Origin of the sequence: Actibacterium sp. MT2.3-13A, from assembly GCF_018139985.1 — a bacterium.
Classification (GTDB): Bacteria; Pseudomonadota; Alphaproteobacteria; order Rhodobacterales; family Rhodobacteraceae; genus JAGSOU01.
Genome location: NZ_JAGSOU010000006.1, coordinates 87,004 through 111,067 on the forward strand (window position 1 = coordinate 87,004; position 24,064 = coordinate 111,067).

Sequence of the window (24,064 nt, forward strand, 5' to 3'; positions counted from 1 at the left end):
CAACTGGAGAGGAAAAACCGATGAAGAGAATGCTTAAGCTGATACGGACCGCCACGGCGACCAGCGTGATGCTGGCCTCGGCGGCATTCGCCCAGGAAAAGGGCACGATCTATTACATGGTGCCGACCCTGCTGGACGAATTCCAGACGGAGTCGGTCAATGCGATCGAAATGTTCATGGGCCAGGTCGGTTACAAGACCGTGACGCTGAACGCCGACAACAAGACCGACGTGCAGCAGGGCCAGATGAACGACACGATCCTGCTCAAGCCCGATGCGATCGTCATCGCGCCGGTCGATTTCAACGCCCTGACCCCCTCGATCGAGCGGGCGCGCGAGGCCGGCGTTCCGGTCATGATCTTTGACCGTCAGATCACCTCGACGATGATCGACTTCACCTCGGTCGCAGGAACCGTCGAGATCGGCCATGTGGCCGCGGGCGAAATCCAGCGCTTGCTCAAGGAAAAGAACGGCACGGTTTCCGGCAAGGTGTTGCAGGTCCTCGGCGACCCAGGCGACCCCTACACGCTGGACATCCAGAAGGGCTTCGAAGAGCTGATGGCCGCCTATCCCGATGTCGAGATCATCACCAAGCCGGCGATGCAGTGGGAGGCCTCCAACGCGGGTTCCATCGTGGCTGACCAGATGCTGGTCAACCCCGACATCGACCTGATCTTCGTGCACGCGGCGCATCTTGCCGTTGCCGCGGTGGCCTCGCTGGAAGCCGCGGGCAAGAAGCCGGGTGACGTCATGCTGGTGTCCTCGAACGGTGCGCCGGTCGGTCTGGATCTGATCCGCCAGGGCTGGGAGCAGGTCGAGGTCGAGCAGCCGCTCTATGCTCAGGCCGCCGCGCTGGCAATGTTCGCCGACAAGGTCGTGAACGGCGAGGAAATCAAGCCGGCCACCTATGACGTGCTGGGCCTCAAGTCCGAAGTGACGATCGAGGATTGGGGGCCGAACATCAAGATCCCCGGTGCCGCGATCACGGCCGATAACGTGGACGACACGACCTTCTGGGGCAACCTTCAAGCCCCCAGCGCCACCGTCGAAAGCGTCAAGTAATCAAGTATGAAAACCCGCCGGACCGCTTCTGCGGTTCGGCGTTCCAAACGGAATGGACACAAGATGAAAATGTCGGATGGCACAAGGCGCACCGTCGAATTCCTTCTCGATAACCTTGTCTGGTTGATGCTCATTGTCGTTCTGGCAGTCTTCTCAGTGACAATCCCGGGGTATTTCCAGTTCGGGATCTTCGCCAATATTCTTGAACAATCGACATTCGTCGGCGTGATGGCGATCGGGCTGGCGATCGTGATCATCGCCGGCCATCTGGACCTGTCGGTCGAATCCACCGCCGCCCTCAGCGCCATGGTCACCGGGCTGCTGTTCGCCAAGAGCGGTATCGGCATGGGTCTGACGATGAGCCCGGAATGGCTGATGCTGCCGGCATCCCTGCTGCTAGCGATCCTGGTGGGGGCCGTGATTGGGGTCATCAACGGTTTTTTCGTTGTTCGTCTCGGCATGACCGCCTTTATCGTCACGCTGGCCACCTTCATCTGGGCGCGCGGCCTGGTGGTCGCCATCTCCGGGGGCCGGTCCGCGCAGAGCCTGGCGCCGTCGATCCGGGTGATCGGCATAGAGCGCATCCTCGGGGTCCCGTTGCTGGCATGGATCTCGGTCGCCTGTTTCATCATCTTCGCGGTCCTGATGGCCAAGACCCCCTTCGGCCGCTATGTGACGCTGGTCGGCGGCAACCGCGAGGCGACGTTCCGCGCCGGAATTAACAGCGATCGCATCCTGTGGCTGAGCTTCATTCTGGCCGGGGCGCTGGCGGGTGTCGCCGGGTGGCTGCTGGCGATCCGCACGTCCGGCGCCACAGCCAATCTCGGAACCGGGATGCTGTTCAATGCATTCGCGGCGGTGGTTATCGGTGGTGTCAGCCTGAAGGGTGGCATCGGCAAGCTGCCTGGTGTCTACGCGGGGGTGCTGCTGCTCTATTCCATCCACACGGCGATCAACCTGATGGGCCTGCCTGCCCATTTCACCCAGGTGATCCTCGGCGGTCTGGTTCTGGCCGCCGTTCTGCTGGACACATTGAAACTTCGATTGAGAGAGAAACTGCTATGACGAACCGCCTCAAGGATAAGGTCGCCCTGATCATCGGGGGCGCCCGCGGTATCGGCGGGGGCATTGCACGGCGCTTCGCCCAGGCCGGGGCGAGCGTTGCCCTCGCCGATCTGCAGGAGACGGCCGGGGCGGAACTGGCCGAGGACATCGGCGGGCTTTATCTGCACGCCGACATTTCGCGCGCCGAGGATGCCGAACGCGCCGTCGCCGAGACGATCGAACGCTTCGGGCGGCTCGATATTCTGGTTCAGAACGCCGGCATTTATCCCTGGACGCTGATCGAACAGACCTCGCCCGAAGAATGGGACCGGGTGATGAAGGTCAACCTCGGCGGCTGCTTCCTTGCCGCCCGCGCCGCCCTGCCGCAGATGAAGAAGCAGCGCTCGGGGCGCATGCTGTTCACCTCGTCGATCACCGGCCCGCATGTCACAAGCCCCGGCCATGGCCACTATTCCGCGTCCAAGGCCGGGATCAACGGTTTCATCCGCGCCGCGGCGCTGGAATTCGCCGGCTACGGGATCACGGTGAACGGCGTCGAGCCGGGCAATATCCTGACCGAAGGCATGAAGGCCCACCGCAGCCCCGATTTCATCCGCGACATGGCCGAGGCGGTGCCGCTGGGCCGGCTCGGCACGCCCGAGGATGTGGCCAACGCCTTCCTTTTCCTTGCGTCCGACGAGGCCGCCTATATCACCGGCACGACGATTGTCGTGGACGGGGGGCAGCTTTTGCCCGAGGGTGGCGATTTCAGGATCATGCCCGAATGACGCGGAAAGACGTTGCGGAATATTTCGGCATCAAGCCGGTCGGCGAGGACCGGCTGGAGACGCCGATCCCCGCGGCAGATCCGGATATTGTCGATGCCAACCCGCGCCGCCGGCAGGGGGAAGCGTCACACCGCAATACCTGAACCGAAGTGGGAGCGCGCCCGTGTATTCTGACCTTCCGACAGTGATCAATGCCGCCGGCACGCTGACCCGGCTGTCCGCCGGCCCGCTGGCCCCGGGCGTGCTGGAGGCGATGGCGGCGGCCGATCGGGTGTCGCTGGACATGTGCGGAGTGCAGGCGGTGGCCAGCCGGGCCATTGCCGCCGCCACCGGGGCAGAGGCGGGGATGGTCACCTCGGGCGCAGCGGCGGGCCTGCTGCTGTCGGCGGCGGCGGTGATGGCGGGGCTGAACGTCGGCCGGATGAACAGCCTGCCGCAAACCGACGGTCCCGATGAGTTCATCATGTCGCGCGGCCACCGCAACGGCTACGATCACGCGCTGCGGGCAGCCGGGGCGAAGCTGGTCGAGGTCGGGCTGCCGGAGCCGCTGGCCGGGTCGGGCATCCGTGATGCCGAGCCTTGGGAATATGAGGTGGCGATCGGTCCGCAGACCGCGGCAATCGTCTACGTCGCCAGCCCGCAGTCCCTGCCGCACCTGCAGGAGGTCGTCGCCATCGCCCGCCCGCGCGGCATTCCGGTGATTGTCGATGCCGCGGCCGAACTGCCGCCGGCGGAAAATCTCCGCCGGTTTGCCGCGGCGGGTGCGGATCTGGTCGTGTTTTCCGGCGGCAAGCTGCTGGGGGGGCCGGCAGGCACGGGCCTGCTGTTTGGCCGCGCGGATCTGATCATGTCGGCGGCCCTGCAAAGCCTGGACATGGACATGCACTTTGCCGACTGGGCGCCGCCTGCGGATTTCATCGACCGCACGCGGGTCAGGGGGTTGCCGCGGCAGGGCATTGGCCGCTGCTGCAAGGTGGGCAAGCATGATGTGCTCGGGCTGCTGGTGGCTCTCGATCATTTCCTGGCCGAGGGGGATGCCGCGCGCCACGCGCGCTGGCTTTCTGTCTGCGAAAGGATCGGCGCAGCGATCGACGCTCCCGAGGGCGGGGCGGTTTCGGTGACAGGGGCGCAGGATACCGGGCGGGTGCCCATGGTGGAAATCCGCTTTCCCGATCCCGAAAGCGCGCGGCGGTTCAACCAGCGCCTGCTGACGCGCGCGGTTCCGGTCCACCTGGCGCGCAAGGGTCTGACCCCGGAGCGGTTGTATGTGAACCCGACCTGTCTGCGCGAATCCGAGATCGCCACCCTGATCGAGGCGCTGCAGGGGTGATCCGGCGCCGGCACAGCGCAGGTCCGGTTCAACCGAAATCGTAGGTGCGGGGACTGCTCGAAATCGCGCGGGAGGCGCTTTGCGTGCCCATCGCCAAGGCTGTCTCGACGGTCTTTCCGGAGGCCAATGCGAAAAGAAACCCGGCGTTGAAGATGTCGCCGGCGCCGATCGTATCGACAACCGCAACCCGTGGCGCCGCGACATGCAGGGCTTTTCCCGCCTGCTGCATGGCCCGCGCGCCGTCGGGGCCGCATTTGACGACCGCCATGCCGCCCGGCCGAACCAGTTTCAACAGCGCGCCAAGCGCCTGGTCGCAGCATGCGCGACCGGTCAACTCCGTGGCCTCCAGTTCATTGGCTAGCAGGCAATCCGATTGCGCCGCCCAATGTCTTGCCCGGGTCATGTTGTCGTCGTTCCAGCCGGCAGGCGGCCAGCCGGTGTCAAGCGCCACGCGGATGTCATATCGGCGGGCCTGCGCGAACAGCTCATCGTAATCCGCCGCAAGGCATTCGGTCAGAAACGCGCCGCACAGCAGCAGCCAGCCCCCCGCCAGTCCCGGCCAGTCCAGCATGTCGCGCACCTGCGGCCAGCTCAAAGTCTCAAGATGCCCCCTGTTCGTGAAAAAGCTGCGCTCTCCGTCGGGGTGGGTGATCCCGACCGAGATCGTTGAATTGACCGGCGCCACGGGCCAGCCGGCCGCATGCGGCATCAGGCCCTCGCGCATCCAGCTGCCGTAAAGATCCGCCCCCGTGTTCGCCGCCAGCTGGAAATTCGCGTTCATCGCCCGCCAGGCCAGGGCGGAATTGGCCGCGGATCCGCCGATGCGCAACTCGTCATGTTCGACGATCACCTCGGTCCCGGGATCGGGCCAGGGGGCGACGGGTCCCATGATCAGATCGACGTTGACATTGCCCACAACGGCCAATGGTTTCTGGCTGCTCATTCTATTCGGGTGACTTTCTGGGAGCGGACCGGCGTGCCGACGTTCTCGACGCGCGTGGCGGAGAATTCGACCATGAACCGCTGTGCCACGGGCAGCATGGCGAACAGCGCGGCCAGCCCGGACGCCTTCGGCAACGCCACGGTGACCGCCCCGGCAACGGGCGCGGCGCCCGAGGCGTCGAAGACCACGGTCGGAGAGCCCGCCTCGGCGGTGGCTGCCGCCAGTCGGCCCACCAGCTCCGCGGTGGGGTCATTGCCGCGGAACATCGCCACGCCGACATCGGGGCCCAACATTTCCATCGGGCCGTGCCGCAACTGCCCACCTTCGAGCGAGAAACAGGGCAGGCGAGACAGCTCCACCAGCCCCAGCGCGATGGCCTCTGCCACGCCCTGAAGGCGCCGGCCGGAGGTGACGATGGTGCGCACCTGTTCCATGGCGGCGAGGGCAGCCTTCAGCCCGACCTGCGCCGGGCTTTCCAGCATCGCCCGCGCCGGCCCGATATCCGCGCCAAGCTGGGCAAGAACGGAGGTGTGCTGCGCCAATGTGATCGTCAGGCTGCGTGTCGCGGCAAAGGCATGTTCCCTGCCGCCGGCCCCGATCAGGCTGGGCATCATCTGCGCCAGCTGCGAGCCGGCCTCCAGCGTCAGGCCGAACACGTCCTGCTTGGGGGCGTGTTCCTGTCCCCAGCGCAGCACCTCTGCGCTTTCGCCCGACTGCGAGGTGACAATGACCGTGGCCCCCTTGAGCGGCAGCGGCTGGCCAAGCTGTTCAGACAGGGGGATGGCAATCGCCTCGATGCCGAGGTCGCGATACAGCGGCTCCACCGCGCGGCCCACCGCGTGCGAGGCTCCCATGCCGAGAAGAATGACCTTGCCGTTGCGCCGCACGGAGGCGGCCAGCCGTTCGGCCGCCTGCGACCCCGCACTCATTGTCGCCAGCGCATCGGCATTCTGGCGTGCCATTTCCGCCCTGATTGCAACCAGCCCGGGAGGAGGCGAAACACTTGAATCTTCCATGGATGTCCCTGTTGCCGATGCCCCCGGGTCACGGCGACCTCGCCGGGGGGGGGGTGCGTTGCTGGGCGAATAGCCCCTTTCCCCGACAATCCTTGACACAGAGAGGCGGCAATATCCATTGGCTGTTGCGGTGATTTTCCTGCCAAACAGCCCTTCTCAAGGGCTTTCTTGATAGGTGGGATCGGCCGCTTCACAAAGGGTCGTGGCGATAACTGATGGCGCGGCGAAGGTTTACGTTTCTTCTGCGTCTGTTCTGGCGCCCGATGAGCAGGGCGGGTGCCCTCATGATCGAAAGTCGCACACTGAGCGGCTTTTTCTCTGTTTGTCAGGTGCTTGAGCTGCAGGCTTTCGCGGATCAAAATGGCAGTACGGGCAACGGCCTGCGACGGTGATGCATCCTGAGTGTTGGCTCTTGCTCAGGCGGAAACTGCTTGATTGCAGACCAAAGGTCGTTTTCACATGTGGCACTGAGTGGGGGGGCAGGGATGATCAGGACGCTCTGCGCGGCGCTCGTGGCGGCGCTCATGATCGCGCCGCCGGCCGCGGCCGAAAACCGCAGGACACTGGGCTATGGCCGGGTCTTCAGTAACGACGCCCTGGGCGACGGCGAGGATCGCTGGCGCAGCGGCTCCTACGCGCTCAGCGTGGTGACGGGGCCGGGCTGGCAGGGGGCGCTGCCCGCCGTCCCCGGCGTGATCCGCGAATACCGCCTGCGCAGCGAGTTGCTCGCGCCCGAAAGCCTGACCGCCCCGGTGCCCGGCGACCGGCGCTATGTCGGCGCGCTGTCCTTCGGGATGCACAGCCATTTCCGCCGGGGCGGGACCGATTTCTCGCTCGGCGGGGATATCGTGCTCACCGGCCCGCAGACCGGCCTGAGCGCCTTTCAGCGCGCGGTGCACGATTGGGCGAACGCCGCCGCGCCCGCCGCCGCGAAGGGGCAGATCGGCAACCATGTCTACCCCACGCTTCTGGCGCAGGCGGCGCATCCGCTGCAACTGTCCGCGCAGGTGCAGGCACGCCCCTTCGTCGAGGCGCAGGCCGGGGTCGAGACCCTGCTGCGCGTGGGGGGCGATCTGATCGTCGGGCGGATCGGCCAGACCAACCTCAAGCTGCGCGATGTCGCGACCGGGCATCTCTACCACGCCACGCGCTCGGACGGGGCGGGGGCGTCGCTGGTGCTTGGCGGCGACATGGCGCTGGTGGCCGACAGTTTCTACCTGCCCTCTTCGGACGGCTATGCGCTGAGCGACAGCCGCACGCGGCTGCGCGCCGGCGTTCATTGGGAGGGAGAGAGGGGCGGCCTCTTCTACGGGCTGACCTGGCACGGCGAAGAGTTCAGGGGACAGCGCGAGGGCCAGGTCAGCGGCACGCTGCGGCTGCGCCTGAGCTTCTGATCCGCGCAAGGACGCGATCCCGGCCGCCGGAGATGGCGAATTGCGCGGCTCCGGGGCGCGTGGTAACGTATTTCCAATAACATAATCGAATGAGGCAGGCTTAGAGGCATGAAAACGGGCTTTCGAGGCGCGTTCGTCATCCCTTGGGCACATACGGAAGTGGACGGTCTCGTCGGGGCACCCGTCGAGACGCTGGTCGTCGGTTCGACCTGGCGCTGGTCGGGCGAGGCGGTGCGGGTCGATGGCCCGCCGGACCTGCTGCTTCTGGACGGTGCCGAGGGCGTGGCAAACCTGCGCAAGCGCGCGGCCAGATCGGTGCGCCGGATGGTGGGCGCCGCGCTCTATTCGGCGCAGACGCCGGAGGCGTCTCTGGACGATCCGCTGCTCGACCGCGGCTTCGTCGTCACCGACGGGCTGAACAGCTACACCGTCACCGAGATCGGCACGGGTCCGGGCCATGCGCCGCTGCTGATGTTCGTCAATTCGGTGCCCCCGGCCGGGACCGACCTGTGGGTGGTGCGCCGGATCGCCGAGGCGCCGCCGGTCAACCTGAGCACCGACCTGGCGCCGGGGGTGATCTGCTTCGCCGCCGGAACGCGGATCGCCACCCCCGAGGGGCCGCGCCCCGTCGAGGACCTGGGCGAGGGCGACCTGATCCAGACCAGGGACGACGGGGTGCAGGAAATCCTGTGGACCGGCCGCAAGCGCATCACCGGCGCGCGGCTTTACGCGATGCCGCATCTGCGCCCGATCCGCATCCGCGCGGGCGCGCTGGGCGGCGACGCGCTCGGGCTCGGCATTCCGGACGGCGACCTGATCGTGTCGCCGCAACACCGCCTGCTGATCCGCGGCCGCGCCGCCGAGGCGCTGTTCCAGACCCCCGAGGTGCTGGTCGCGGCCGAGGACCTGGTCAACGGCCGCTCCATCGCGGTCGATCACGGCCTGCGCGAGGTCACCTATGTCCACCTCATGCTGGAGCGTCACCAGGTGGTCTGGGCCAACGGCGTGGAGGCCGAGAGCTTCCACCCCGCCAACACCGCGCTGGACACCATCAGCCCGGCGCAGCGCGAGCGGCTGCTGAACCGCCTGCCGGCGCTGGCGGACGACCCTCATGCCTATGGCGATTTCGCCCGCCGCAACCTGTCGGCGCCCGAGGCCGAGATTTTGCAGCACGAATTGGGGCTGCGGCATTGACTCTGCCCGCCCCGGCTGTATAAGCCCGCAATCCCGGTCCGAGAGGGCCGGGTTTTCATTGGTGTTGGTGGCCCCCGCAAGGGGATGCCTGTCTCCCGCAAGGGAAAGGACAACGCCCTTCATTGGCGCCCGACGGGGCGTCGCACTTTTTGAAGGAGATCAGCCGTGACCAAACGCACGTCTGCCAAGTACAAAATCGACCGCCGGATGGGCGAGAACATCTGGGGCCGTCCGAAATCCCCCGTCAACCGCCGCGAATACGGCCCCGGCCAGCACGGCCAGCGCCGCAAGGGCAAGCTGTCGGACTTCGGCACCCAGCTGCGCGCCAAGCAGAAGCTGAAGGGCTACTACGGCGACCTGACCGAAAAGCAGTTCCGCCGCATCTACGCCGAAGCCGAGCGTGTGAAGGGCGACACCGGTGAGAACCTGATCGGCCTGCTGGAGCGCCGCCTGGACGCCGTTGTCTACCGCGCCAAGTTCGTGCCGACCGTTTTCGCCGCGCGCCAGTTCGTGAACCACGGCCATGTGCTGGTCAACGGCCAGCGCGTGAACATCCCCTCCTACCGCGTGAAAGAGGGCGACGTGATCGAGGTCCGCGAGAAGTCCAAGCAGATGGCCGTCCTGCTGGAGGCCGTTCAACTGGCCGAGCGCGACGTGCCGGACTACATCGAGGCCGACCACTCGAAGATGACCGCCACCTTCGTGCGCACCCCGAGCCTGGCCGACGTTCCCTACCCGGTGATCATGGAGCCGCACCTGGTCATCGAATTCTACGCGCAGAACTGATCTGCGCCGAACCACGGAATTCCGAAACCCGCCGCCTCTTGCGCGGCGGGTTTTTTCGTGTTCCGATCCGTCTCGGAGGGGCCGTCCATGCCATTTTCCGAGACTGAATTCTTCGACCTGTTCGCCCGCTACAACCTCGCCATCTGGCCGCTTCAGATCGCGGCCTTCGCCGCCGGGGTGGCGGTCGTGGGGCTGCTGTTCTTCGGCCGCGGGCGGATCTGGCCTGTCTTCGCGCTGCTCGCGGCGCTCTGGGCGGTGAACGGGATCGGCTATCACGCGCTTTTCTTCTCGCAGATCAACCCGGTGGCCTATGGCTTCGCCGTGCTCTTTCTGGTCGAGGCGGCGCTGCTGGCCGCCGCGCCCGCGCTGTTCCCGGACCTGACGCTGCGGGTCGGGCGGGATCTGCGCACCGGCGTTGCCCTTGGCCTGATCGTCTTTGCGATGGTCGTCTATCCACTCTGGGGCTACCTGGCGGGGCATCGCTATCCGGCGGTGCCTGCTTTCGGCGTGGCGCCCTGCCCGACGGTGATCTTCACCCTGGGCGCGCTGATGCTGGCGCGGGGGCGGCGCGCGGCCTGGCTGTCGGCGGTCCCGATGCTCTGGGCCGTCATCGGCGGCTCCGCGGCGGTGCTGCTGGGGGTGCCGCAGGATTTCGGCCTGATCGCGGCGCTGGTCCTGGCGGCGGCGGTTCGCCTGCGGCGCGCCTGACCTTTTGCCGCCTTGCGCGGGGCCGCCGCGTTTTCTATGTCACCCCGGCGACAGGCAAGGAGAGTTGAGCCATGGCCCGGAAACCGGCGATCGAGACGAAATTCGAACAGGGGCTGTTTGCCGCGCGCTGGCTTATGGCGCCGATGTATCTTGGACTGGTGGTGTCGCTGGGCATGCTCACCGTCGTGTTCTGCCGCGAGCTGGCCTATTATGTGCCCCAGGTCCTGACCATGACCAGCGACAAGGCGATCCTGGTGATCCTGACGCTGATCGACCTGACGCTGGCGGCCAACCTGCTGTTGATCGTGCTGTTCTCGGGCTACGAGAATTTCGTCTCCAAGCTGGACATCGACGATGGCGGCGACCGACCCTCGTGGATGGGCACGGTGGATTTCTCGGGGCTGAAGATGAAGCTGATCGCCTCGATCGTGGCGATCTCGGCCATCCACCTGCTCAAGCAGTTCATGGAGATCGGAAAGTCCGAGGCCGCCGTGAACCGCGACGCGCTGTTCTGGCTGGTGGTGATCCACCTGACCTTCGTCGGCTCGGGCGTGCTGATGGCGGCCATGGACTGGCTGGTGGCGAGCGCCAAGAAGGGCAAGTCCTGAGTCCGGGCGGCGGGCCCGCCGCACCCTGAACCGCCCCGGCCGGGCGGCCCGGCAACACTGCGGCGGCTCGATCCGGCATCGGCGGTTTCACGCTGGTCTTGCGCGCGCGCCGGCGCTAGAAATCCGGGCAAGTAGGAGGTTTCCCATGTCTCAGATTCAGCCCCAGCCCGGTATCATGGAGATCAAGCTCTACCAGGGCGGGCAGAGCCATGTCGAAGGCGTGTCCGACGTGGTCAAGCTGTCGTCGAACGAGAACCCCTTCGGACCCTCCGACAAGGCGAAGGAAGCCTTCGCGCGCTCCGTGCACAGCCTGCACCGCTACCCGCCCACCGACCACGCCGCCCTGCGCGCGGCGATCGGTGAGGTGCACGGTGTGGACCCGGCGCGGGTAATCTGCGGCGTCGGCTCGGACGAGATCATCACCTTCCTGTGCCAGGCCTACGCCGGCACGGGCGACGAGGTGATCCACACCGAGCACGGGTTTTCCATGTATCGCATCTCGGCGCTGGCCGCCGGCGCCACGCCCGTCGAGGTGCCCGAGCGCGAGCGCGTGGTCGATGTCGACGCCATCCTCGCCGCCTGCACCGAGCGCACGAGGCTGGTGTTCATCGCCAACCCTGCCAACCCCACCGGCACCATGATCGGCGGCAACGAAGTGGCGCGGCTGGCCGACGGTCTTCCGCCGCAGGCGATCCTGGTGCTCGACGGCGCCTATGCCGAGTTTGTCGAGGGCTACGACGGCGGCGCCGCGCTGGTCGAGGCGCGCGAGAATGTCGTGATGACCCGGACCTTTTCCAAGCTCTACGGGCTGGGCGGGTTGCGGATCGGCTGGGGCTACGGCCCGCAGCAGGTCATCGACGTGCTGAACCGCGTGCGCGGGCCGTTCAACCTCAGCCAGACCCAGCTCGAAACCGCCGAAGCCGCGGTGCGCGATACCGCCTATGCCGAGAAATGCCGCGCCGAAAACACCCGCCTGCGCGCCTGGCTGTCCGAGGCGCTGGCCGAGGCCGGCGTGCCCTCGGACGTGTCCTGCGCGAATTTCATCCTCGCCCGCTTCGCCAGCCAGGCCGAGGCCGAGTCCTGCGACGACTGGCTGAAATCCAAGGGCATCATCGTGCGCCGGGTGGCGGGCTACGGGCTTCCCAACTGCCTGCGGATCACCGTGGGCGACGAGGCGTCCTGCCGGCGCGTCGCCCATGCGGTGCGCGAGTTCAAGGGGCAGCGGACATGAGCGTGATCTACCACCGGGTGGCGCTGATCGGGCTGGGGCTGATCGCGGGCTCGATGGCCCATGCCATGCGCCGTGCCGGGCTGGCCGGCGAGATCGTGGGCACCGCGCGCAGCGCCGAGACCCGCAAGATCGCCGCCGAGATCGGGCTGTGCGACCGGGTGGTGGAGACCGCCGCCGAGGCGGTCGCGGGCGCCGATCTGGTCGTGCTGGCCGTGCCGGTGGGCGCGATGGGCGCCGTGGCCGAGGAGATCAGCCCGCATCTCAAGCCGGGCGCGACCCTGACCGACGTGGGCTCGGTCAAGCGCGCGGTGATCGACGCCGTTGCGCCGCATATCCCCGAGGGCGTGCACTTCATTCCAGCGCACCCGCTGGCCGGCACCGAGCATTCCGGCCCCCGCGCCGGTTTCGCCGAGCTGTTCGACAACCGCTGGTGCCTTCTGGTCCCGGTCGAGGGGACGGACCCCGCCGCCACCGCCCGGCTGCGCGCGCTGTGGGAGGGCATGGGCGCCAATGTCGAGGAGATGGACGCCGATCACCACGACCTGGTGCTGGCCGTGACCAGCCACGCGCCGCACCTGATCGCCTATACGATGGTGGGCGTGGCCGACGACCTGGGCCGGGTGACCGACAGCGAGGTGATCAAGTATTCCGCCGCCGGTTTCCGCGACTTCACCCGGATCGCGGCGAGCGATCCGACCATGTGGCGCGATGTATTCCTGAACAACAAGGAGGCCACGCTGGAGATCCTGGGCCGCTTCACCGAGGAGCTCTTCGCGCTGCAACGCGCCATCCGCACCGGCGACGGCGAGATGCTGCACGACTATTTCACCCGCACCCGCGCCATCCGCCGCGGCATCATCGAGGCGGGGCAGGACACCGAGGCCCCCGATTTCGGCCGCGTGAAGGAGCGCAGGTGAGGGCCCGCGGCCTGGCATATGTCCTGACCCTGGCGCTGGCCGGGGGCGTCGCCATGGCCGCGCCCGACAGCTCGCCCCGCCCTTCGCCGCGCCCCGAGACGGGGACGGCCTTCGTGCCGCGCCCGGTCGCGGTGCCGGTCTTCTACCGCGCCGCGGTCCGGCCGCGGCCGCGTCCCGGCGGCGTCGCCGTCGCGGCGCCCGTCGCCCTCGCGCCCGCGGCGCCGGAGCCGGTTCCGGCCCCCGCGCTGCGTCCGGCCGCCGTGCCTGTCTATTACGCCGCCCAGATCCGCCCGCGACCGCGCCCGCTGCGCGCGGTGCGGCCCGGACAGGTGATCGAGGTTTCCTCGGCCAGCGCCGTCGGCCGCTCGATCCGGCCCGAATCCCGCCCCGAGGAGTGGGGGGAGGCGCGTCTCATCCGCATCGCGGCGGGGGTGCGCACACAGCCCTCGGCCATCACCGGCACGGGCAAGGCCGGGCAGATCTGCGGTGACGGTGCGATCCGCGGCGAGGTTCTGCCGCCGATCCCGGCCAAGGTCGCGGGCTGCGGCCTCGACCGGCCGGTGCGCGTGTCCTCGGTCGATGGCGTGGTGCTGACCCGCCCCGCGACGATGGATTGCGAGACCGCGAAGGCGCTCAAGACCTGGGTGCGGGACGGCGTGAAGCCTGCCATCGGGCGGCTCGGTGGCGGGGTCGGCTCGCTGCGCGTCGTGGCCAGCTATTCGTGCCGCACCCGCAACAGCCAGCCCGGCGCCAAGATTTCGGAACACGGGCGCGGGCGCGCGGTGGATGTCGCCGCGGTGAACCTGAAGAACGGCGTGTCGGTCACGGTGCTCAAGGGCTGGCGCGACCCGGTGCAGAAGCAGTTGCTGAAAAAGATGCATCGCGCGGCCTGCGGTCCCTTCGGCACGGTGCTGGGGCCCAACTCGGACCAGTATCACAAGGATCACCTGCACCTGGACACGGCCCGCTACGGCAACGGGCCCTATTGCCGCTAGCGGATCTTCAGGCGCGGCGCCGGGCCCAGCGGCACCGGGCCGAGGCTGACCCGGCCACGGTGAAAGCGCAGTTCCACATCCAGCGTGTTGCGGTTCCCCTTCAGCCCGGCCAGCACCTCGAAGGCGCTGGCCAGCGTGTCGGCCATGCCGCGCGGCAGGGCGCCGGTGGCGACGCCGATCTCCAGCATCTCGCGCCAGTTGGTGGCGCGCAGCCCGATCTTGCCCTCTGGGAGGCCCTGCGCATCGACCGTCAGATCGCCGGCGGCCTGCAACTCCAGCTCGCCCCAATGGGCCTCGAACATGCGCAGCTTGACGGTGGTGACCTGCGGCCGGCGCTGCTCGATCGCGCGCCGGTCCCAGGGCGCGTCGAAGCCGAACTCCGCGTCCATGCGCAGTGCCTCGAACACCTCCGGCAGGCCGGTATCGCCCAGAAGCGCGATCAGGTCGGCCGAAGGGCGCATCTCGGTGGCGTCGAAGGCGATCTCCTGCACGTCCGTCCGGGCGGGCACGGCGCGGCTGGCCAGCCGCGCGGAGGGAAACTCGGCCCACCAGCCGCGGTCCGAGGCCAGCCGGAATCCCTCCAGCACGAAGGAGGTGCGGTCAAGCTCCAGCGCGGTATCGGGTTTGAACACCACGCTGGCCTGCATCTTGTCGGCGGTGACGGTGATTTTTTCCTTCGGCGTGGAAATGAGCTGTTCGTCGGGCCAGACTGCGATCACATGGTTCGGCTTGTAGCTGAGCGACAGGATCTGGAAGAACGGCGCGTGCCAGGCCAGCCCGGTCTCCGGGTCGGCCAGCGCCAGATCGGTGATGGTGGTGTCCAGCCGGTTGGGAAAGCCGCGCACGTCGAGCGCGCTGTAATCGGCCTGCCAGCCCTCGGCGCGGCGCGCCTCGAACCAGCCGCTCAGCGTGGTTTCCAACCCGCGCGAGGCGATCACCCACCACCCCGCCCACAGCGCCGCCGCCGTCAAAACCAGCACCAAAAGCCTGCGCATCGCTCCGCCCCTTTTCCTTGGCCCTGATCGGTGTTTATAGAGCCTCGGACAGGAGGGCCAGACCATGCCGGACCAGCCGCTGTGGGTCTTCGGATACGGATCGCTGATGTGGAACCCGGGTTTCCCGGTGGCCGAGCGTCGCGTCGCGCGGCTTGACGGCTGGCACCGCTCGTTCTGCATGCGCTCGATCCACCATCGCGGCACGGCGGAGGACCCGGGCCTGGTGCTGGCGCTGGACGCGGCCGAGGGGGCCTGCTGTCACGGGCTGGCCTTCCGCGTCGAAAGCGGCGCGGAGCAGGCGACCATCGCCTATCTGCGCGAACGCGAGCTGATCTCCTCGGCCTATCTGGAGACCGAGCAGGCGATCGTGCTGCAGGGCGGGGCCGAGGTGCGGGCGCTGACCTTCGTCATCGACACCGAGCACGACCAGTATTGCGGCGGCCTGCCGCTTGAGGATCAGGCCGCGATCATCGCCCGCGCCGTGGGCGGGCGCGGCCCGAACACAGAGTATCTCTTCAACACCGCCCAACATCTGGCCGAACTGGGGATCGCGGATGCAGAGCTCAACTGGCTCACCACGCGGGTGCGGGAAATCAACACATAGCGGCATGGCCGTGCCCGCGACACCGCATTGCGTGTTGTGGGGGTGCCGCCCTTGGCCTAGATTGCCGGCAAGAACCAAAGGGGCAGGACGCGTCACATGGACATGAGCGAGCGCGAGGCCGAGCCGCATTTCTCCCAGCCGGTGCGCCAGATCTTCACGATGCTGGTGGCGGTGGGGCTGTTTTCCTTCGGCGCCTATGTGGCCTTTCCGCGCGTGGCGCCGGTCTTTCTGGCCAATCCCTATCTCAACGGCGTGATCGCGCTGGTGTTCCTGATCGGGGTGCTGGCCTGTTTCCTGCAGGTGATCCAACTTGTGACCTCGGTCGGCTGGATCGAGGGGTTCATCGAGGGCCGCCCCGGCCACGAGATCACCCGCGCCCCGCGCCTGCTGGCGCCGCTTGCCGCCCTGCTGCGCGCGCGCGGCAAACGGATGAAGATTTCCACCTCCTCGGCGCGCTCGATCCTCGAGTCGGTGGCGACCCGGATCGAAGAGGCGCGCGACATCACGCGCTACATCGTCAACCTGCTGATCTTCCTCGGCCTGCTGGGAACCTTCTACGGGCTTGCCACCACGGTGCCCGCGGTGGTGGAGACCATCCGCTCGCTCGCCCCGCAGGATGGCGAGGGCGGGGTCGAGGTGTTCTCGCGCCTGATGACCGGGCTCGAGGCGCAGCTCGGCGGGATGGGCACGGCGTTTTCCTCGTCGCTGCTGGGGCTCGCCGGCTCGCTGGTGGTGGGGCTGCTGGAGCTGTTCGCGGGCCACGGGCAGAACCGTTTCTACCGCGAGTTGGAGGAATGGCTGTCCACCATCACCCGGCTTGGCTTCGCCACGGCGGAGGCGGGCGAGGGCGGCGAGACCGGCGCGCTTGCCGGCGTGCTGGAGCAGATGGCGCAACAGATGGACACGTTGCAGGGCATGGTCGCCCGCTCCGAGACCGGGCGCGCCGAGGCCGACGCGCAGCTGGCGGGGCTGGCGCAGGCGATGGACCGGCTGTCGCAGCGGCTGGAGGAGGACGCGCGGACCGCCGGCGGCACCGCCCGCGCGCTGGCCCAGATCGCCGACGGGCAGGAGCGTATGATCGCCGCACTCGAAGGCCGCGCCGAGGAGGGCGGGGCGCATATGGACGCCGAAAGCCGGATGCGCCTGCGCTCGATCGACGTGCAGCTTCTGCGCATCCTCGAAGAACTCTCGGCCGGGCGGCAGGAGACGCTGACCGACCTGCGCGGCGACCTCGCGGCGCTGACGCGCGCCATCCGCCAGCGCAACACCGGGCAGGGGAGCTGAGCCCATGGCCCTGACGCGGCGCACGGGGCAACGCTTCCAGGCCTCGATCTGGCCTGGCTTCGTCGACGCGATGACCGCGCTTCTGCTGGTGCTGATGTTCGTTCTGTCGATCTTCATGATCGTGCAGTTCATGCTGCGCGAGACGATCAGCGGGCAGGAGACCGAACTCAATGAGCTGAACGCCGAGCTGTCGGCGCTGGCCGATGCGCTGGGCATGGCGCAGCGCAAGAGCGCGCGGCTCGAAGGCGAGCTGGGAGCGCTGGATTCCGAACTGGCCCGCGTGGCGGCGGAGAGCGAGGCGCAGGCCGCGCTGATCGCGACGCTGACCGGCCAGGTGGCCGCGCGCGAGGATGAGCTGGCCTCCGCCCGCGCCCGAATCACCGATTTCGAGGCGCAGGTCGCCGCGCTGCTGTCCCAGCGGGACGCGGCGCGGGAACAGCGCGCGGCGCTGGCTGCCGATCTGGAGGCGTTGCAGGGCGAGCGCACCCGGCTCCTGTCGGAACAGGAGCGGCTGGAACTGGCGCTGGCCGCCACTCGCGACGAGGTCGACGCGCAGGCCGAGGCCGCGCGGCTGGCCGCCGCCCGGCGCGAGGCGCTGCAGGCGCTGATCGCCGATCTGCGCGCCCGCAACGCCGCGGCCGGAGAGGCCCGCGCCGCACTGGGCGAACAGGTCGCCGGGCTGGAGGCCGCGCTGTCCGAGGAAGAGGCCGCACGGCTGGCCGAGGCCGCGGCTGCGCAGGCGTTGCGCGAGAAACTCAAGGGTGCCGAGGACGAACTGACGGCGATGACGCTGGCGCTGGAGGAACAGCGCAAGCGCGCCGAGGAGACCCTGACCCTGCTGGCCGCGGCCGAGACCGCGCGCGAGGATCTTGACGTCAAGCTTGCCGCCGCCCTGTTGGCGCAGGAGAAGATGCGCGCCGATTTCGAACAGACCGTCGCGCAGGCGCAGGCGGAGCGTGCCGATCTGTCGGCCGATCTCGCGGCCGCCCGCGCCGATCTGAACACGCTGGAGGAGGCCCGCGCGGCGTTGGCCCGCGCCGAGGCCGAGCTGCAGGCGCTGCGCGCGGCGGCCGGCGACAAGGCCGAGGTCGAGCGCCGGCTCGCCGCGGCGCTGGCCGCGAAGCTGGCCGCCGAGGACACCGCCGCCGCGCGCCTGACCGAGGCCGAGCAGCGCGCCGCGCTGCTGGCCACGGCTCGGGAGAAACTGGCGCAGGAACAGGCGAAATCCAACGAGAGCGCGCGCAAGGTGACGCTGCTCAACCAGCAGATCGCGGCATTGCGCGCACAGCTGGGCAGCCTGCAGGCGCTGCTCGACGATGCGGCCGAGCGCGACGCCGCCGCGCAGGTTCAGATCGAGGCGCTGGGCGGCCGGCTGAACGCGGCGCTGGCACAGGTCGCCGCCGAACAGCGCGCCCGCGCCGATCTGGAGGAGGCCGAGCGCAAGCGGCTGGAGGAGGAGGCCAGGCGTTTGACCGCGGAGGCGAAGCGGCTGGAAAGCTACCGCTCGGAATTCTTCGGCCGGATGCGCGAGGTTCTGGCCGGACGCGAGGGGGTGCGGGTGGTCGGCGACCGCTTCGTGTTCTCCTCGGAGGTGCTGTTCGAGCCGGGCTCGGCCGACCTGTCGCCGGGTGGGCGCGCCCAGATCGCGCGGGTCGCCGGCATCCTGCAGGAGGTGGCCGGCGAGATCCCGGCCGGGATCGACTGGATCATCCGGGTGGACGGCCATACCGACAACGTGCCGCTGATCGAGGGCGCGCAATATGCCGACAACTGGGAGCTGAGCCAGGCGCGGGCGCTGTCGGTGGTGCGCTACATGGTCGATCAGCTTGGCTTCCCGCCCTGGCGTCTGGCGGCCACGGGTTTCGGCGAATTCCGGCCCGTGAACAGCGCCGACACGCCCGAGGCCCGCGCCCTGAACCGGCGGATCGAGCTGAAACTGACGGAGCGCTGATCAGCGCGTCACGCGCAGCGTGACGGCGCGGCGGCTGAGCGTCTCGCCGCCGCGCCGCAGGCTGACCTTGCCGCGATAGGTGCCTTCGGGCCAGGCCGATGCGCGCAGCGGCCTGCCCGCGAAGCGGAAGACGCGCGCCTGGTCGCGCTCCAGCACCGCGTCATGGGCCAGGACGGTGCGACCGTCGGGCCCGTCGATCTCCAGCGCCAGCACATCGCCCGCTCGCCCGCCGAAGGCATGGGCCCAGAGGATCAGCGCGGGGGCGGTGCCGGGAAGGCGCTCGGGCGAGGACAGGCCGGCCTTGGCCAGCTCGAAGGCCGGCGGCCGGGCGGCGAAGCCCAGCGACAGGATGGCGCCGGGCCGGTAGGGAACCGGCTGCTGCCACAGGCCGGGCCGGGTCGATTCGGTGCAGGTGACGGGGCCGGGTTCGGGCGCGAAGGGGTCCACCACCGCGCCGTCGCGGCGCACCGCGAGATGGACATGGGGAAATTCCGTTTGTCCGCTCAGCCCGATCTGGCCCAGCACCGCGCCCTTGGCCACGCGCTGCCCGGTCTCGACCCGGATCGAGCCCTGTTTCATGTGGCAATACTGGGTCTGCCAGCCGCCGCCGTGGTCGATCACCACGCCGTTGCCGCACTCGCGGCCGTCGAGGCCGGGCGTCTGCAGGCCGGTGTCGGGCATGCCGTCGCGCAGGGTGCTTACCGTGCCGGGCGCGGCGGCCAGAACGTTCACGCCGTCGCGCATCGCCGCCAGCGAGGGCAGGGCGAAATCGGTGCCCTTGTGCCCGTCATAGGTCAGCGCGCCGCAGGTGAAATCCGCCGCCCCAGGTCCGGGGTCGCGGTCGACATGGTTCTGGATGAAGCAGCTCTCGCCCAGCGTGCAGTCGGCGGGCGGATTCAAAACGAAACTCCCCGCGGCCGCCGGGGCCGCGAGGAGCAGGAGCGCTGTCAGCGCCCGGATCAATCCGCGGTCAGCAGCGGCGGCTTCTTCGACGCGATCTGCCGCTTGCCCGGTTCCTCGATGCGCAGGTCGATCTCGCCATCCTTGACGCCGACCTTCACCACGCCGCCCTTGGCGAGCTTGCCGAACAGCAGTTCCTCGGCCAAGGGCTTCTTGATGTGCTCCTGGATCACGCGGCCCAGCGGGCGCGCGCCCATCTTGTCGTCGTAGCCCTTGTCGGCCAGCCATTCGGCGGCGGGCTTCGTCAGTTCGATGGTCACGCCGCGGTCCATCAGCTGCGCCTCGAGCTGCAGGACGAATTTCTCGACCACCTGCAGGATCACCTCCTTGGGCAGCGGCTGGAAGCTGATGACGGCATCCAGGCGGTTGCGGAACTCGGGCGTGAAGGTGCGCTCGATCGCCGCCGTGTCCTCGCCCTCGCGCCGGTCGCGGCCGAAGCCGATGGCGGCCTTGGCCTGTTCGGCCGCGCCCGCATTCGAGGTCATGATCACCACCACGTTGCGGAAATCGACCTGCCGGCCGTTGTGGTCGGTCAGCTTGCCATGGTCCATCACCTGCAACAGGATGTTGAACACGTCCGGGTGCGCCTTTTCGATCTCGTCGAGCAGCAGCACGCAATGCGGATGCTGATCCACGCCATCGGTCAGCAGCCCGCCCTGGTCGAAGCCGACATAGCCCGGGGGGGCGCCGATCAGGCGGCTGACCGCGTGCTTCTCCATGTATTCCGACATGTCGAAGCGCAGCAGTTCCACCCCCAGCGTCGAGGCCAGCTGTTTGGCCACCTCGGTCTTGCCGACGCCGGTGGGGCCGGCGAAGAGGTAGTTGCCGATCGGCTTTTCCGGCTCGCGCAGGCCGGCGCGCGCCAGCTTGATCGCCGAGGCCAGCGCCTCGATCGCCTTGTCCTGGCCGAAGACCACGCGCTTCAGCGACGCCTCCAGATCCTTCAGCACCGCGGCGTCGTCCTTGGAGACGCTTTTCGGCGGGATGCGGGCGATCTTGGCCACCACGGCCTCGATCTCCTTGGCGCCGATGGTCTTGCGGCGCTTGGATTCGGCCACGAGATGCTGCGCGGCCCCGGCCTCGTCGATCACGTCGATCGCCTTGTCGGGCAGCTTGCGGTCGTGGATGTAGCGCGCCGACAGTTCCACCGCAGTCCTGATGGCGTCGGAGGTGTATTTGACGTCGTGATGCTTCTCGAAATAGGGCTTCAGGCCCTTGAGGATCTTCACCGAGTCATCCACCGACGGCTCGCTCACATCGATCTTCTGGAACCGGCGGCTGAGCGCGCGGTCCTTCTCGAAATGCTGGCGGAACTCCTTGTAGGTGGTGGAGCCCATGCAGCGCAGCTTGCCGCCCTGCAGCGCGGGCTTGAGCAGGTTGGAGGCATCCATCGCCCCTCCGCTCGTCGCACCGGCGCCGATCACGGTGTGGATCTCGTCGATGAAGAGGATGGCGTCGGGATGCTCCTCCAGTTCCGAGACCACGGCCTTCAGCCGCTCCTCGAAATCGCCGCGGTAGCGGGTGCCGGCCAGCAGCGCCCCCATGTCCAGCGAATAGATGGTAGAATGCGCCAAGACCTCGGGCGTCTCGCCCTGCACGATCTTGCGCGCCAGCCCCTCGGCGATGGCGGTCTTGCCGACGCCGGGATCGCCCACCAGAAGCGGGTTGTTCTTGCGCCGGCGGCACAGCACCTGGATGCAGCGCTCGACCTCGTGCTCGCGGCCGATCAGCGGGTCGACATCGCCGCTGCGGGCCTTGGCGTTGAGGTCGACGCAATATTTCGCCAGCGCCGATTCCTTGTTCCCGCCCTCTTCGGGGGCGGCCTCGGTCGACTGGTGCTCCTCCTCGTAGTCGGAGGCGCCGGTGATCGGGCGCGATTCGCCGAAGGAGGGGTTCTTGGCCACGCCATGGGCGATGAAATTCACCGCGTCGTAGCGGGTCATGTCCTGCTCCTGCAGGAAATAGGCCGCGTTCGATTCCCGCTCGGCGAAGATGGCGACCAGCACGTTGGCCCCGGTCACCTCGGTCCGGCCCGAGCTCTGGACATGGATCGCGGCGCGCTGGATCACGCGCTGGAAGGCCGCGGTCGGCACCGCCTCGGAGCCCTCGACATCGGTGACGAGGGTGGAGAGTTCGTCATCGATGAACTCGACCAGCGTCCGGCGCAGATCCTCGAGATCGACGGAGCAGGCCTGCATCACCTTGGCGGCGTCGGGCTCGTCGATCAGCGCCAGCAGCAGATGCTCCAGCGTCGCCAGTTCATGGCGGCGGGCATTGGCCAGCGCGAGGGCGGCGTGGATGGCTTGCTCGAGAGTGTTCGAAAACGAAGGCACGTTGCGTGCTCCTTTCCTTCAGGGGCCGAGGGGGGTGTTCGCGGGCCCGTCCTCAACCGTGGCCTCATAATACAAGAGTTCGGTGTTCTGCGCCCGGCTTCAAGTTTTTTTTGTTCAAACCCGTCTTCGCGGCCTGGGCCGGGCGGATCTCCCGGGCGCAGCCCCGGGTCAGAAATGGTCCTTGCGCTTGCGGATTTCGGCAAAGACCTCGGCATCGGATGCGTGGGCCATGCCCAATGCGGCTTTCACCTCGGGCAGGTTGGCGCGCAGGAAGGGGTTGGTGGCCAGTTCCTCGGACAGCAGCGCCGGAACGGTCGGGGCCCCTTTTTCCCGGGCCGCGGCGATCGCGTCGCAACGAGAGATAAGCGCCGCGTTGTCCGGTTCAATGGTGCGCGCGAATTTCGCGTTGGAGGCGGTGTATTCATGGCCCGAATAGACCAGCGTATCGGCGGGCAGGGCGGCGAGCCTCGACAGGCTTCGCCACATCATCTCGGGCGTGCCCTCGAACAGCCGGCCGCAGCCCAGCGCCATCAGGCTGTCCGCGGTGAAGACGGCGCGGCTGTCGGGGAAGTGATAGGCAACATGGCCGACCGAATGGCCCGAGACGTCGATCACGGTCCCGGATTCGCCGCCCACCCGCACCGCGTCCCCGTCCGCGACCGCAAGGTCCAGGGGCGGCAGGCGGTGGGCGTCGGCGGCGGCCCCCACGACGCGGGCGCCGGTGGCCGCGCGCAGATCCTCCACTCCGTCCACATGGTCCCAGTGATGGTGCGTGATCAGGATGTCGGTCAGCCGCCAGCCGCGGCCGCTCAGCGCGGCCTGGATCGGGGCGGCCTCGGGCACATCGACCACGGCGGTCGCGCCGCTGACGGCGTCGTGCAGCAGATAGGCGTAATTGTCACTGAGGCAGGGCAGGGTGACGATTTCGAGGGGCATGGTGTTTTGTCTCCGAGCGGCTATCCTGAGCCGCGACTCTTGCTGATCGCGGAGCGCGCCGCAATGCACCTGGACGTGCTGGACCTGAGAAACTTCTACTACCGGACCAATCTGGGCCGGGTGGCGCAGCGCGCGATCCGCGACCAGGTGCTGGAATTCTGGCCCGAGGCCAAGGGGCAGAGCGTGGCGGGATTCGGATTCGCGGTGCCGTTGCTGCGGCCCTTCCTGGCCGATGCGCGCCGGGTGATCGCCCTGATGCCGGGCCAGCAGGGGGTGATGCCCTGGCCCGCCGGCATGGATAACGTCTCGGTGCTGAGCGAAGAGACCCGCTGGCCGCTGCCCACCGGGCTGATCGACAAGCTGGTGCTGATGCACGGGCTGGAGACCAGCGAACACCCCTCCGCCGTTCTGGAGGAGGCGTCGCGGGTGCTGGGGCCGGGCGGGCGGGCCCTGTTCATCGTGCCCAACCGCGCGGGGCTGTGGGCGCGGCGCGATGCGACGCCCTTCGGATTCGGCCGACCCTATTCGCTGGGCCAGCTCGAGGCGCAGCTCAAGCGCCACGGATTCCAGCCCGAACATCACCGCGCCGCGCTGTTCGCGCCGCCCAGCCACAAGCGGTTCTGGCTGAAGACCGCGACCGTGCTGGAGAGGGCCGGGCGCCGGGTCAGCTCCTATTACGCGGGGGGCGTGATCATGGTGGAGGCGTCCAAGCGGGTCTACCGCCCGGCCGGCCCCGGGCTGGAAGAGGTGGTGCGCCGTCCGCTGCGGGTTCTGGAGGGCGTGCCCGGATCCACCGTCGAGCCGGTCTGAGCGCCCCGAAGGGGCGGCGAATCCCGCCCGCGCCGCCGCGCCCGGACGAAGAGGCGGGCGCGGCGGGCGCTTCAAAAGGCCGCAGGCGCGGCTGTTAGCGCCATCCGCGCCGTGCCGGTGCCACCTTTGCGCCGGCAGGGTCACGCATTCGTGTCGTTGGCTGTTGCGAGGTGGGG

The 24,064-nt window shown here is 68.5% G+C and carries 23 protein-coding genes; 17 read left to right on the plus strand and 6 right to left on the minus strand.

Going from position 1 to position 24,064, the window contains the following annotated elements; genetic code table 11:
* The first annotated feature begins 20 nt into the window (after nucleotides 1-20).
* From KCI33_RS07410 to KCI33_RS07430, 5 genes are all read left to right on the plus strand, one after another.
* The gene (locus KCI33_RS07410; RefSeq protein ID WP_212524135.1) at nucleotides 21-1,061 is read left to right on the plus strand and encodes a sugar ABC transporter substrate-binding protein; all 1,041 of its coding nucleotides are present in this window, start codon (nucleotides 21-23) and stop codon (nucleotides 1,059-1,061) included.
* Nucleotides 1,062-1,124: 63 nt separating this feature from the next.
* A complete protein-coding gene (locus KCI33_RS07415; protein ID WP_212524136.1) occupies nucleotides 1,125-2,126 on the plus strand; it encodes an ABC transporter permease in 1,002 nt (333 codons plus the stop codon).
* Nucleotides 2,123-2,893: an SDR family oxidoreductase gene (locus KCI33_RS07420; protein WP_212524137.1), complete on the plus strand. Its 771-nt coding sequence runs from the start codon at nucleotides 2,123-2,125 to the stop codon at nucleotides 2,891-2,893. The genes KCI33_RS07415 and KCI33_RS07420 overlap by 4 nt, the downstream gene beginning before the upstream one ends.
* Nucleotides 2,890-3,036 (plus strand): hypothetical protein, encoded by a 147-nt coding sequence (locus KCI33_RS07425; RefSeq protein ID WP_212524138.1) that lies wholly within the window; start codon nucleotides 2,890-2,892, stop codon nucleotides 3,034-3,036. Before KCI33_RS07420 ends, KCI33_RS07425 begins: the two co-directional genes overlap by 4 nt.
* 20 nt (nucleotides 3,037-3,056) lie before the next feature.
* Nucleotides 3,057-4,223: an aminotransferase class V-fold PLP-dependent enzyme gene (locus tag KCI33_RS07430; protein ID WP_212524139.1), complete on the plus strand. Its 1,167-nt coding sequence runs from the start codon at nucleotides 3,057-3,059 to the stop codon at nucleotides 4,221-4,223.
* A 28-nt stretch (nucleotides 4,224-4,251) separates the two neighbouring features.
* Here KCI33_RS07430 and KCI33_RS07435 read toward each other — a convergent pair whose 3' ends face one another.
* Nucleotides 4,252-5,166 (minus strand): carbohydrate kinase family protein, encoded by a 915-nt coding sequence (locus KCI33_RS07435; RefSeq protein ID WP_212524140.1) that lies wholly within the window; start codon nucleotides 5,164-5,166, stop codon nucleotides 4,252-4,254.
* Nucleotides 5,163-6,128, minus strand: coding sequence for an aminotransferase (locus KCI33_RS07440; protein ID WP_249138962.1), 966 nt, complete (start codon nucleotides 6,126-6,128; stop codon nucleotides 5,163-5,165). Before KCI33_RS07440 ends, KCI33_RS07435 begins: the two co-directional genes overlap by 4 nt.
* Nucleotides 6,129-6,667: 539 nt before the next feature.
* Between KCI33_RS07440 and KCI33_RS07445 the strand changes: the two genes are divergently transcribed.
* The 8 genes from KCI33_RS07445 to KCI33_RS07480 all read left to right on the plus strand — a co-directional run bounded on the left by KCI33_RS07445 (nucleotide 6,668) and on the right by KCI33_RS07480 (nucleotide 14,015).
* Complete coding sequence (locus KCI33_RS07445; RefSeq protein ID WP_212524142.1) at nucleotides 6,668-7,576, plus strand: lipid A-modifier LpxR family protein; 909 nt, start codon at nucleotides 6,668-6,670, stop codon at nucleotides 7,574-7,576.
* A 108-nt stretch (nucleotides 7,577-7,684) separates the two neighbouring features.
* Nucleotides 7,685-8,770 (plus strand): Hint domain-containing protein, encoded by a 1,086-nt coding sequence (locus tag KCI33_RS07450; protein ID WP_212524143.1) that lies wholly within the window; start codon nucleotides 7,685-7,687, stop codon nucleotides 8,768-8,770.
* Nucleotides 8,771-8,935: 165 nt separating this feature from the next.
* A complete protein-coding gene (gene rpsD / locus KCI33_RS07455; protein ID WP_212524144.1) occupies nucleotides 8,936-9,556 on the plus strand; it encodes a 30S ribosomal protein S4 in 621 nt (206 codons plus the stop codon).
* Between the two features lie 87 nt (nucleotides 9,557-9,643).
* Nucleotides 9,644-10,264: a DUF6064 family protein gene (locus KCI33_RS07460; protein WP_212524145.1), complete on the plus strand. Its 621-nt coding sequence runs from the start codon at nucleotides 9,644-9,646 to the stop codon at nucleotides 10,262-10,264.
* Nucleotides 10,265-10,335: 71 nt separating this feature from the next.
* On the plus strand, nucleotides 10,336-10,872 hold the full coding sequence (locus KCI33_RS07465; protein ID WP_212524146.1) for a TIGR00645 family protein: 537 nt from the start codon (nucleotides 10,336-10,338) through the stop codon (nucleotides 10,870-10,872).
* A gap of 145 nt (nucleotides 10,873-11,017) precedes the next feature.
* A complete protein-coding gene (gene hisC / locus KCI33_RS07470) occupies nucleotides 11,018-12,103 on the plus strand; it encodes a histidinol-phosphate transaminase (protein ID WP_212524147.1) in 1,086 nt (361 codons plus the stop codon).
* The gene (locus KCI33_RS07475; RefSeq protein WP_212524148.1) at nucleotides 12,100-13,020 is read left to right on the plus strand and encodes a prephenate/arogenate dehydrogenase family protein; all 921 of its coding nucleotides are present in this window, start codon (nucleotides 12,100-12,102) and stop codon (nucleotides 13,018-13,020) included. Before hisC ends, KCI33_RS07475 begins: the two co-directional genes overlap by 4 nt.
* Complete coding sequence (locus tag KCI33_RS07480) at nucleotides 13,017-14,015, plus strand: extensin family protein (protein ID WP_349252189.1); 999 nt, start codon at nucleotides 13,017-13,019, stop codon at nucleotides 14,013-14,015. Before KCI33_RS07475 ends, KCI33_RS07480 begins: the two co-directional genes overlap by 4 nt.
* Here KCI33_RS07480 and KCI33_RS07485 read toward each other — a convergent pair.
* Nucleotides 14,012-15,010, minus strand: coding sequence for a DUF2125 domain-containing protein (locus KCI33_RS07485; RefSeq protein WP_212524149.1), 999 nt, complete (start codon nucleotides 15,008-15,010; stop codon nucleotides 14,012-14,014). The genes KCI33_RS07480 and KCI33_RS07485 overlap by 4 nt on opposite strands.
* A 64-nt stretch (nucleotides 15,011-15,074) precedes the next feature.
* Between KCI33_RS07485 and KCI33_RS07490 the strand changes: the two genes are divergently transcribed.
* The 3 genes from KCI33_RS07490 (at nucleotide 15,075) to KCI33_RS07500 (ending at nucleotide 18,849) form a co-directional block, all read left to right on the plus strand.
* Entirely contained in the window at nucleotides 15,075-15,614 is a 540-nt protein-coding gene (locus KCI33_RS07490; RefSeq protein ID WP_212524150.1) for a gamma-glutamylcyclotransferase, read from the plus strand.
* 96 nt (nucleotides 15,615-15,710) lie between these two features.
* Nucleotides 15,711-16,898: a biopolymer transporter ExbB gene (locus KCI33_RS07495; protein WP_212524151.1), complete on the plus strand. Its 1,188-nt coding sequence runs from the start codon at nucleotides 15,711-15,713 to the stop codon at nucleotides 16,896-16,898.
* A gap of 4 nt (nucleotides 16,899-16,902) precedes the next feature.
* Complete coding sequence (locus KCI33_RS07500; RefSeq protein WP_212524152.1) at nucleotides 16,903-18,849, plus strand: peptidoglycan -binding protein; 1,947 nt, start codon at nucleotides 16,903-16,905, stop codon at nucleotides 18,847-18,849.
* On the opposite strand, the gene KCI33_RS07505 is transcribed toward KCI33_RS07500, so the two are convergent.
* From KCI33_RS07505 to gloB, 3 genes are all read right to left on the minus strand, one after another.
* Nucleotides 18,850-19,749, minus strand: coding sequence for a M23 family metallopeptidase (locus KCI33_RS07505; RefSeq protein WP_249138963.1), 900 nt, complete (start codon nucleotides 19,747-19,749; stop codon nucleotides 18,850-18,852).
* Nucleotides 19,750-19,808: 59 nt separating this feature from the next.
* Nucleotides 19,809-22,142: an ATP-dependent Clp protease ATP-binding subunit ClpA gene (gene clpA / locus KCI33_RS07510; protein ID WP_212524153.1), complete on the minus strand. Its 2,334-nt coding sequence runs from the start codon at nucleotides 22,140-22,142 to the stop codon at nucleotides 19,809-19,811.
* Between the two features lie 168 nt (nucleotides 22,143-22,310).
* Complete coding sequence (gene gloB, locus KCI33_RS07515; protein ID WP_212524154.1) at nucleotides 22,311-23,078, minus strand: hydroxyacylglutathione hydrolase; 768 nt, start codon at nucleotides 23,076-23,078, stop codon at nucleotides 22,311-22,313.
* 63 nt (nucleotides 23,079-23,141) lie between these two features.
* Between gloB and KCI33_RS07520 the strand changes: the two genes are divergently transcribed.
* Nucleotides 23,142-23,888: a methyltransferase domain-containing protein gene (locus KCI33_RS07520; RefSeq protein ID WP_212524155.1), complete on the plus strand. Its 747-nt coding sequence runs from the start codon at nucleotides 23,142-23,144 to the stop codon at nucleotides 23,886-23,888.
* The last annotated feature ends 176 nt before the right edge of the window (nucleotides 23,889-24,064 follow it).

What these genes read in the sequence shown, in the direction of transcription:
- KCI33_RS07485 (WP_212524149.1), bottom strand. Translation starts at nt 15,010, where the DNA reads ATGCGCAGGCTTTTGGTGCTGGTTTTGACGGCGGCGGCGCTGTGGGCG.
- KCI33_RS07425 (WP_212524138.1), top strand. Translation starts at nt 2,890, where the DNA reads ATGACGCGGAAAGACGTTGCGGAATATTTCGGCATCAAGCCGGTCGGC.
- KCI33_RS07500 (WP_212524152.1), top strand. Translation starts at nt 16,903, where the DNA reads ATGGCCCTGACGCGGCGCACGGGGCAACGCTTCCAGGCCTCGATCTGG.
- KCI33_RS07420 (WP_212524137.1), top strand. Translation starts at nt 2,123, where the DNA reads ATGACGAACCGCCTCAAGGATAAGGTCGCCCTGATCATCGGGGGCGCC.
- KCI33_RS07475 (WP_212524148.1), top strand. Translation starts at nt 12,100, where the DNA reads ATGAGCGTGATCTACCACCGGGTGGCGCTGATCGGGCTGGGGCTGATC.
- KCI33_RS07450 (WP_212524143.1), top strand. Translation starts at nt 7,685, where the DNA reads ATGAAAACGGGCTTTCGAGGCGCGTTCGTCATCCCTTGGGCACATACG.
- KCI33_RS07445 (WP_212524142.1), top strand. Translation starts at nt 6,668, where the DNA reads ATGATCAGGACGCTCTGCGCGGCGCTCGTGGCGGCGCTCATGATCGCG.
- KCI33_RS07410 (WP_212524135.1), top strand. Translation starts at nt 21, where the DNA reads ATGAAGAGAATGCTTAAGCTGATACGGACCGCCACGGCGACCAGCGTG.
- gloB (WP_212524154.1), bottom strand. Translation starts at nt 23,078, where the DNA reads ATGCCCCTCGAAATCGTCACCCTGCCCTGCCTCAGTGACAATTACGCC.
- KCI33_RS07415 (WP_212524136.1), top strand. Translation starts at nt 1,125, where the DNA reads ATGAAAATGTCGGATGGCACAAGGCGCACCGTCGAATTCCTTCTCGAT.
- KCI33_RS07495 (WP_212524151.1), top strand. Translation starts at nt 15,711, where the DNA reads ATGGACATGAGCGAGCGCGAGGCCGAGCCGCATTTCTCCCAGCCGGTG.
- KCI33_RS07435 (WP_212524140.1), bottom strand. Translation starts at nt 5,166, where the DNA reads ATGAGCAGCCAGAAACCATTGGCCGTTGTGGGCAATGTCAACGTCGAT.
- KCI33_RS07520 (WP_212524155.1), top strand. Translation starts at nt 23,142, where the DNA reads ATGCACCTGGACGTGCTGGACCTGAGAAACTTCTACTACCGGACCAAT.
- hisC (WP_212524147.1), top strand. Translation starts at nt 11,018, where the DNA reads ATGTCTCAGATTCAGCCCCAGCCCGGTATCATGGAGATCAAGCTCTAC.
- KCI33_RS07465 (WP_212524146.1), top strand. Translation starts at nt 10,336, where the DNA reads ATGGCCCGGAAACCGGCGATCGAGACGAAATTCGAACAGGGGCTGTTT.
- KCI33_RS07460 (WP_212524145.1), top strand. Translation starts at nt 9,644, where the DNA reads ATGCCATTTTCCGAGACTGAATTCTTCGACCTGTTCGCCCGCTACAAC.
- KCI33_RS07440 (WP_249138962.1), bottom strand. Translation starts at nt 6,128, where the DNA reads ATGGCACGCCAGAATGCCGATGCGCTGGCGACAATGAGTGCGGGGTCG.
- KCI33_RS07490 (WP_212524150.1), top strand. Translation starts at nt 15,075, where the DNA reads ATGCCGGACCAGCCGCTGTGGGTCTTCGGATACGGATCGCTGATGTGG.